Genomic DNA, 4,514 nt, shown 5'->3' on the forward strand with positions numbered 1-4,514 from the left:
CAGCCGGGCCGATAACGTCTGGCTTCGGGAATGCCTCGACCGCCTGACCGGCGTGAAGCTGTCCGGCGAATACCGGGGCGATCCGTGGGGGGCGGTGGTTCTGGCCGAATGGCACATTACGCAGGGAGGCAGCGTAGCCCGCCTGCTGATCCCGCCCGCTGGCGTCCACGCCCTACGCAGCCCCTCGAACTTCACCAAGATCGAGGCCCACGCCGCGCATCGCCTGACGGGTCACGGTCGTCAGCTCTACGCGATCCTTGCCGACAAGAAGCGCCTCGGTAGGCCGTGCTGGACGTTCACGCTGGACGAACTCCGGGCACTCATGAGCGCTGATACCCAGAAGTCCTATGCCCGCTTCAATACTTTCCGGCAGCGTGTCCTCGATCCGGCCCTCGAGGCGATCAATGACTACGGCACCGTTAGAGTAAAAATGACCCTCGAAAAGCGGGGCCGGGCTGTTCATGCGGTGCGCTTTGACTGGAACTGGAAGGACCCCCATGATGCGGCCGAGACCGCAGCCGAGAATGAACGCCACCGAAACGTCCGTCGCCGCCAGCAAGACACTGATGACGCCCTGCCCCTGCTTGGAGCGGAAACCCAAGCGGAACCGGCCTTGGAGTGGTGGCACGGGCTCACTCAGGCGGAGCGCGAAACCTGGGCGGACCGGGTGGGGCGCACCTTCAAGGCGGGAATCCTTACCGTGCCCCGACGCGAGGCTGATCTTGCCCGCGCCGCCTTCTCCGCTCATGGGCAAGGGGTTCTCTCTGGAACCTCAAAATGACGCGGTACGGAACCATGCCGAAACTCTCCCTGTCCCAAGCCGCAAAGCTGACTGGCAAGAGCAAGTCCACCATCAACAGGGCCGTAAAAACCGGGAAGCTCAGCGCGACCCGTCACGAGGATGGCACCTACTCGATTGATCCGGCAGAACTGGCGCGGGCGTTCGACATGGAACCCCATAGGGGTACGAAAGGAAGCAGTGAGGAATTGGAAGAAACCCGCTTTCTCGAACGCATCGCAGCACTGGAGTCCATGCTAGATCGGGAGCGTGAGATTTCAGCCGACCTGAAGGAAGATCGAGACCGCTGGCGGCAGCAGGCAACTTTATTGATAACCGACCAGCGGTCTACCAACTTCTCTAGTGCTAGGTGGTGGCCCTGGCGCAAGAGACCCCTCTAACCAATGGGGCCAAATCTTGGTCAAGGCATAGGGCAGCGACCTTTGGGATGTTCCGCTGAGCAGCGCGTGGCCGTAGCATCGGCCGAGGTGGAAGTGGTTCCTTGGATAAGCGTCAGGCCCTTTCATGATGTAAGAGCCTGACGAACTGTCCGGTTGAACAACATGGCTAGACAGCCTGCATGATGCCAACGATCAAGGTAGCCACAGCAATCAGCAGCATCACCCAACGGTAAAACGCCTCATTCGTCACAAGCCGCCTCATCAGGACGCCGCCTTCTTAGGTGTCCGGTTTTTCAGGCCGGGACGCTGCGCCTTCTTCTTGATGGCCTTGGCATCGTTCGATGCCGCCACCAAATCCTTGGCAATCGGCTTGAGTCGCTCCACCAGCGGGGCCAGATCGTATTCGTTGGATGTGCGCGCGCCCGTCTTATTGAAACGCTTTTTCCGCTGAATAAGCCCTTCTTCCTCAAGATGGGCCATTGCGCGCTGAACAGTCTTTTCACCCACGCGCAACCGTTCCGCCAAGGTCTTTTTCGAGGGCCAAGGCATTTCGCCCGGTTTCCACCAATGATCGATAAGGTGGACCAAGAGTGCAAACTCCGTGGCATTGATGCCAAGCCGAGCCTGCCCCCGAATCAAGGCGCTTGGAATGACCGCGTAGTTTGCGGCCATAGTTTCCTTGCCCCATTTCTGGTTCAGAACCTTGGGATTTTCTGCGAGCGTCCCTGCGGGCTTCAGGGGGACGACGTTCGTGGTCTTTTCTTTGGAAGTATCTTTTGCCATTTTAACCTCACTTCGCGTTGGCTATGGTAGGTAAGTGAGGCGCAAACCCCTTTGTGTGAAGGGGTTTAGACTGTTACCCTGTGGTCATATGTGACCCATGGAGGGGACAATCAAGTCCACGGGGGGAGGGGTCCAGATCGTCCACTAAATAAGTATCCCATTCGATAAAGGATACCGTGTTGAAGGACGGAACATAGTAGGGAATAACCCCCGGACAGGGGTGTCCATATCCCAGGCTATTTTTTGAGCCGCCTGAGGCCCGGAATGCAAAAAAATCTGCTCTTAACCTAGAGCTATCCGTTCGCTTCAAGCGCGGCGATCACGTTCAATCCGGCACTGCACCTTCTTCGCGGCCCTTCATGGCTTCCACAATCTGATCTACATGCGCCCGCTGCTGCTGGGCGCGCCGGCCCATCAAACTGCGAGCCTTCTCGTTCTCTCGGGCGATCTGATGGAGCTGGTGAGCCAACTGGTCGAGCAGTAGGCGGGGGATCTTCTGCCCGCGCTGCACCGCCGCGTTCATGGCGCGCACCGCCTGGTTCACGTTCCGCCCGATCGCTGAGACCTCCTTGGTCAGTTCCGCAATCTCCCCCGCCTCCGGCGGCTCGATGTGGTAGATGCCCGCCGCGTAGAGCAGCACCCGCCGCGCGGTGTCGGCCCGGCTCAGGTCCAGGTCCTTCGCCAGGGCGTCCAGCCGCTCCATGTCCTCGGCGCTGACCCGCACAGTCAGCACCTTGCTGCGGGACTGCGGCAGGCGCTCGTCCCAGCGGTTCTTGAGGTTGTAGATCGTCCGGCGGCTGACCGCGTATTTCTTCGCCAGTTCCGTCACCGGCACCTTCGCGTCGAGTTCGCCCCGCAGGGCCTGCTTCTGGGCATTCGTCAGGCGGCTGAACTTGCGTCTCGGCATGTGTAAAGTATCCAACTTGGAGGCTGTGAAGTATCCAAGTTACATTTCCTGCCATTAACACACATATGAAAACAGCCTTCACAGATCAGGGCGGTTTAGGGCCGCTCCCAAAGCCTGCCGAGTGGACCTCCAAGGCAACGATCCGGGAGCAAGGGGCAGGGATGCCGCGCTGACGATGGCGCCGGAGGATCAGACAGGGATGGCCTCTCAGAGCCACGGAGAGGCCCAGTAGAGGCCCGTCTCGGGTTCTCGGGTGGATTTCCCTGTCCGGAGGCTGAGAGGCCCCTGTGGGGCGCTGCAGGGCCTCTTTGCGGTTCTCTGATTTTCTCAGCCTGCCGATCTGGCCACTGGAACGGCTTGGCCGGTGAGAGAGCTGCCTGTGCCACTTGGGCTGCCCCTGAGACGTAGCGCCAGCCGGTCAGCTCAGCGGGGCGGGGCTACGTCTGCTTCCAGCAGCATCCGCACATAGCGCGTGTAGGGGATGCCGCGGGCCTTGGCCTTGGCCTTCACCGCATCGAGCAGCGCGGCGGGCAGGCGCATGTTCAGCGCCGCCGCCTTCGGCTCGATCTCGAACCGCATCGGCTTGAAGCCCGACAGGTCGTATTTGCTCAGGTCGGCCGTCTCCACGAACCGCTCCGCCTCCGCATCGCTGCGCAGGGACGGCATGGGCTTACCGGGTGCCTTCATGGTGCGCGATCTCCTTCTGGTGCATGTAGCGGGCGCTGATGGGCCGCAGGCGGGTCTCTCCGTCGATCTGCCGCAGCATGAAGACCAGGAACACGTACCGGCCCGCTGCGGTCGTCCCGATAGCCCGCATCCGGGGTTCCTCGGGAAAGGGATCGGGCATCACGGCAGGCGTGCCCGACAGCACCTCCTCGATCTCCTCGCGGCTGACCCCGTGCTTGCCGCACTTCGGCCAGTTGCCCTCGTCCCAGTCGAAGCCCGCAACCTTCATGGATGCTCAGAATAGTGTCTACACAAACGTAATGTAAGAGTTCCGGCTGCTACCGGGAAGCCTTTTCTCCAGCCTGCCCCCTTGCCAGCAAGGCGGCGTGGCAGGTGAGGGGCTGTCCTCGTCATCTGGGTCGCCCCCCCAGGCGCAGCGCCGATCCAAGGGCTGGCAAGCCTGGGGGGCGGGCAGCCCGAGCCGCCGGTTTCGGCTGAGTGTCGGGTGTCGCGTGTCGCGTGTCGCTACGCTCCCCGCGACACCCGACACTGACACTGTAGGCCTTCACGACAACATCCCGGAGGGCTGACGACAACATCCCGGAGGGGTAGCGACAACATCCCGGAGGGGTAGCGACAACATCCCGGAGGGGTAGCGACAACATCCCGGAGGGGTCAGACACATGATTGACGACAACTTACTGTGTCTCTTATAGTTGTCTAATGAGAGAAATCACCGTGCCGTCCAGCGCCGTTGCGCTCCGATCAGACCGCGCTTTGACCCCGGCCATGGTCTCGGCCGTGTGGGAGATCGCGGCCGCGCTCGATGAACAGCGCGTGGCCGCGGCCGTCCCCAATGCGGTCTGGCTCGAAGTTCCCACCCTTCGCCTCCGTGGCGAAGGCAGCCGGGCCGATAACGTCTGGCTTCGGGAATGCCTCGACCGCCTGACCGGCGTGAAGCTGTCCGGCGAATACCGGG

Annotated in this window: 7 protein-coding genes; 3 read left to right on the forward strand and 4 right to left on the reverse strand. The window is 61.7% G+C overall.

Going from position 1 to position 4,514, the window contains the following annotated elements:
- Both ACFOM8_RS22565 and ACFOM8_RS22570 read left to right on the forward strand, forming a co-directional pair.
- Positions 1-781, forward strand: a 781-nt coding sequence (locus ACFOM8_RS22565; protein ID WP_377764613.1) for a replication initiation protein, incomplete at its 5' end; no start/stop codon positions are given.
- A gap of 14 nt (positions 782-795) precedes the next feature.
- Positions 796-1,179 carry a hypothetical protein gene (locus ACFOM8_RS22570; RefSeq protein ID WP_377764614.1) on the forward strand — a complete coding sequence of 128 codons (384 nt, stop codon included), beginning with the start codon at positions 796-798 and terminating at the stop codon, positions 1,177-1,179.
- 261 nt (positions 1,180-1,440) lie between these two features.
- Here ACFOM8_RS22570 and ACFOM8_RS22575 read toward each other — a convergent pair whose 3' ends face one another.
- The 4 genes from ACFOM8_RS22575 to ACFOM8_RS22590 form a co-directional block, all read right to left on the reverse strand.
- Entirely contained in the window at positions 1,441-1,962 is a 522-nt protein-coding gene (locus ACFOM8_RS22575; protein WP_377764615.1) for a helix-turn-helix domain-containing protein, read from the reverse strand.
- Between the two features lie 325 nt (positions 1,963-2,287).
- Positions 2,288-2,869, reverse strand: coding sequence for a plasmid mobilization protein (locus ACFOM8_RS22580; protein ID WP_377764616.1), 582 nt, complete (start codon positions 2,867-2,869; stop codon positions 2,288-2,290).
- Positions 2,870-3,292: 423 nt separating this feature from the next.
- On the reverse strand, positions 3,293-3,556 hold the full coding sequence (locus ACFOM8_RS22585) for a BrnA antitoxin family protein (RefSeq protein ID WP_377764617.1): 264 nt from the start codon (positions 3,554-3,556) through the stop codon (positions 3,293-3,295).
- The gene (locus ACFOM8_RS22590) at positions 3,540-3,824 is read right to left on the reverse strand and encodes a BrnT family toxin (RefSeq protein WP_377764618.1); all 285 of its coding nucleotides are present in this window, start codon (positions 3,822-3,824) and stop codon (positions 3,540-3,542) included. Before ACFOM8_RS22590 ends, ACFOM8_RS22585 begins: the two co-directional genes overlap by 17 nt.
- Before the next feature lie 434 nt (positions 3,825-4,258).
- On the opposite strand from ACFOM8_RS22590, the gene ACFOM8_RS22595 reads away from it, so the two are divergent.
- A partial coding sequence (locus tag ACFOM8_RS22595; RefSeq protein ID WP_377764619.1) for a hypothetical protein occupies positions 4,259-4,514 on the forward strand: 256 nt, incomplete at its 3' end.

This window comes from Paracoccus angustae, from assembly GCF_042648745.1.
GTDB lineage: Bacteria > Pseudomonadota > Alphaproteobacteria > Rhodobacterales > Rhodobacteraceae > Paracoccus > Paracoccus angustae.